General features: G+C 60.4%; 3 protein-coding genes. 1 reads left to right on the top strand and 2 read right to left on the bottom strand.

All coding sequences use genetic code 11. The features are described 5' to 3' along the window. A partial coding sequence (locus JOY90_RS10575) for an adenylate/guanylate cyclase domain-containing protein (protein WP_291691080.1) occupies positions 1–1,645 on the bottom strand: 1,645 nt, incomplete at its 3' end. 432 nt (positions 1,646–2,077) lie between these two features. Between JOY90_RS10575 and JOY90_RS10570 the strand changes: the two genes are divergently transcribed. Further along, on the top strand, positions 2,078–2,941 hold the full coding sequence (locus JOY90_RS10570) for an ABC transporter substrate-binding protein (protein ID WP_291691079.1): 864 nt from the start codon (positions 2,078–2,080) through the stop codon (positions 2,939–2,941). 91 nt (positions 2,942–3,032) lie between these two features. Here the strand turns inward: JOY90_RS10570 and msrB are convergent, their stop codons facing one another. Next, a complete protein-coding gene (gene msrB, locus JOY90_RS10565; RefSeq protein WP_291691081.1) occupies positions 3,033–3,488 on the bottom strand; it encodes a peptide-methionine (R)-S-oxide reductase MsrB in 456 nt (151 codons plus the stop codon). Positions 3,489–3,619 lie beyond the last annotated feature (131 nt).

Here is a 3,619-nt window from a genome sequence, read left to right as displayed (position 1 = left end):
GGTAAAAAAAGTTGGGTGTCTCAGCGCCGCTGATGGCAATCGCCTTCTTAACCAGTGCGACGCCTGTCTCCCATTGCCCGATAAATGCTATATAGCCGCCAAAGGCGCCCATGGCCCCAGAATCTTTTGGGTTGAGCGCGATTGCTTTTTCGGCTTCGACGCGTAGCTGGTCACCTTGGCAAGACACGAAATATGCCCGCACAAGCGCGCTTCGCGCAAATGAGCTTTGCGGAGCCAATTGGACGGCCCGACTCGCTGCTTGCATCGTGAGGCCAACAAGGTAAGCCCGCTTATCGGGGTCTTCAGAATCGGGCGGATCGAGCCCCGCCCCGAATGATCGTTGGACATAGCGAACCAGAGCAAGCATGGACCACCCATCGGCGTTGTCAGGCTCATGCTGGACCAGGGATTCAAGGCAGGCCCGTCCCCGTCGCATCGGCTCACTCACTACTTGCAGCCGTGCGGCCGCCGCTGCCCCGACCATGCACTCATATGCGGTCAGGTCCGCAAGCGGCTTCCCGCGAGATCGCTCCAATTCGTTTCGAGCGATTGCGCCATACCAGGTCGCGACTGATCCACTGATCCGGCCAGCGATCTCATCTTGTATACTCAGGAAATCGATTGCGCTCGCGTCTCGCTCGTAATTCTCGGACCAAACATGGTTTCCGTCAGCCGCGCTAATAAGTTGCGCCGTCACCCTGATCTGATTGCCAGCACGGCGAACGCTGCCCTCAATGAAGTAGTTCGCATTCAGCTTGCGTCCGACCTCCAGCACATCCACCGCCTTACCTTTGAAGGTGAAGGTTGTGTTGCGCGCGAGAACCTGCAAATCCGTGAAACGGCTGAGATCTGAGATCAGCTCTTCGCTGAGCCCATCCGCGAAACTGGCTTGTGCCGGATCGCCGGTGAGATTGTCGAACGGGAGAACAGCGACGGCCGGGCCCTTGATGGTGTTGGCGCTAGCCGGCGATGGCGCGGTGAGGCGCGTATAACCGAACCACACGAGACCCAACGTGGCGACTGTGGCGACTACCGCGATTGCATGCTGCCATCGAGGTCTACTCTCAGGCGTTCTGGCAGGGGTTTCGGCATTTAGCTTGCCCACCCCGTCCGCGCTCAAGGCGTAGACACTTACAGGGCGAGCGATGTTCTTGACCTCGTGTTCGCCGGCATCCCCGAAAGCGATAGGCAATCGGTCTCTGATCTGATCGTGGACCGTGCGCGAGATCGCTATACCGCCAGGTTCCGACAGCGCTTCGAGACGTGCTGCAATATTGACCCCCTCCCCAAACAGGTCGCTCTTCTCCGCGATGACGTCGCCGAGATTGATTCCGACGCGGAAAATGATGCGCTTGTCGGGCGGTATGTTGAGATTACGGGTTATCATACCGCGCTGCACCTCGAGCGCGCAGCGAACTGCTTCAATGGGGCTTGCAAATTCAACGAGCATGCCATCGCCCGTCGTTTTCACGATCCGGCCATGGTGCTGCTTGATCTTGGGATCAATGAGGTGGCGCCGGTGTGCCTTGAGCTGCGCGAGGGTGCCTTCCTCGTCGGCTCCCATCAATCGGCTATAGCCAAAGACGTCCGCCGCCAGAATGGCCGCAAGCCGACGATCGATCCGCGCCTTGACCGTTTCTTGCATCACGTCCTCCTCGACGTGAGGCCTGCAAAAACAGCATTACAGGCGGTGGTCGGCTTCCGCAACACGAACTCACTCGGCCTCACCCATGGGACTCATGACCAAGCGCATCTCGCACGCCATGGTTCGAGCTGCGGGCCGATATCCCGTGATGAGATCGCACCGACGGTCGCGGAATGCTGGTCACTCATCAGCAAATGAGGTACCGTCCTTCGTCCGCATGGACCCGAATACATGGGAACTGCTGATGAGTGGGAGCGTGGAACGCTCGAGGACTCTGGCCTTATTGCATTCGCAGGTGACGGACTGGAAGCGTCCATGAGACGGCGAGAATTCGTCATCGCACTCGGTGGTGCAACCGCTTGGCCTTGCACGGCCCTCGCCCAAGCCTCGTCCAAGGTTTATCGCGTCGGAACCCTCGGCGCCGGCTCTGCCATGACCGATCAGGACCCGAATGGGGCGTCTCTGGTGCGTGGGCTTGCTCAGCTCGGCTACGTTCAGGGCAGCAATCTGGTATTGGAGCGCCGCGGGGCCGAGGGGCACATCGATCACTTGCCTCGCCTCCTCGAGGAGCTCGTCGCAAGCAAGGTCGATTTGATCATTACCTCCGGCTATCCCGCGGCACTCGCAGCGAAGCATGGCACCACTCTCCCCGTCGTGGCGATTTTTGCAGGCGACCCGGTAGGCACCGGCCTTGTCGAGACCCTGGCCCAACCGGGTGGCAATCTCACCGGCATCTCCGATGTATCGGCGCAACTCACGCCCAAACGAATGGAACTTCTGCAGGAGTTGGTTCCTCATCTGCGGCGAGTGGCGATGCTGTGGAATGCGGACGATCTCGGCATGACGCTGCGTTATCGGGCATCGGAGGCCGGCGCCAAGACCATGGGCGTCCTCGTCCAGCCATTGGGTGTGCGCGAGCCGGAGGACTTCAACCTGGCGTTCTCGGCCATGGAGCACGAGATGTCGGACGCGATTCTGATGGTGACCGATTCTCTCACGGTTCTTAACCGCAAGCGAGTTTTTCAGTTTGCCGCGGCTCATCGATTGCCCGCAATCTATGAGTTCGACTGGCTCGTGCGCGACGGTGGGTTGATATCCTATGCTCCGGATCTCGATGAGAGCTTCGGTCGTGTGGCAGCGCTGGCAGACAGAATTTTCAAAGGGGCCAAGCCCGCCGCCCTGCCGTTTGAGCAGCCGACCCGATTTCAGCTGGCCATCAATCTCACATCGGCGAAGGCCATCGGCATCGAGGTGCCGCCGGTGCTCCTCGGCCGCGCCGACGAGGTCTTCGAGTGAGGCGCGGCGATTTCCCGATGGCCCGAACCTCGTCAGACGGGCGTGCAATGCGGCTTGGGCGTGTTGCCGGCGCGACCCTTGCCTTCGAAAATCAGGACGCCGCCGGCCTGAAGTTCATGGCAACGCCGTTCATACAGTAGCGTAGGCCTGTCGGTTTGGGGCCATCGTCGAACACGTGACCAAGATGGCCCCCGCAGCGTTCGCAATGGACTGCCGTGCGCACCATTCCGAAGGATTTGTCCTGGGTCGTACCGGTTGCTTTGTCGAGTGGCGCCCAGAAGCTTGGCCAACCGGTGCCGCTGTCGAATTTCGTGGTCGAAGAGAACAGGTCGAGGGCGCAGCCCGCACAGCTGAAAGTCCCGGGTCGCTCTTCGCTGAGCAGCGGACTGGTGAAAGGACGCTCCGTGCCGCTCTGCCGTAAAACAGCATATTGCTCGGGCGTCAGGAGTTTGCGCCACTGCGCATCGCTGTGGGTCACTTCGAAAGTTTCATCGGCTCGCGAAACAGCGGGCCACCATGACAAGCCGCCGGCCGTCGCCAAGCCGATTGACGCGCTCGCGGAAAAAAGACGCCTCGTGATCACGATACGGATCTCCCGTATGGCATGGTTGGCCGGGGTTCCGTCAGAGGACCGTTCCCTGACAGATACGCAGCAATTCGCCGTATTGCGTGGGCTTG

Source organism: Bradyrhizobium sp., from assembly GCF_019242285.1.
Classification (GTDB): Bacteria; Pseudomonadota; Alphaproteobacteria; order Rhizobiales; family Xanthobacteraceae; genus Bradyrhizobium.
This window is presented reverse-complemented; position numbering and strand designations above follow the sequence as displayed.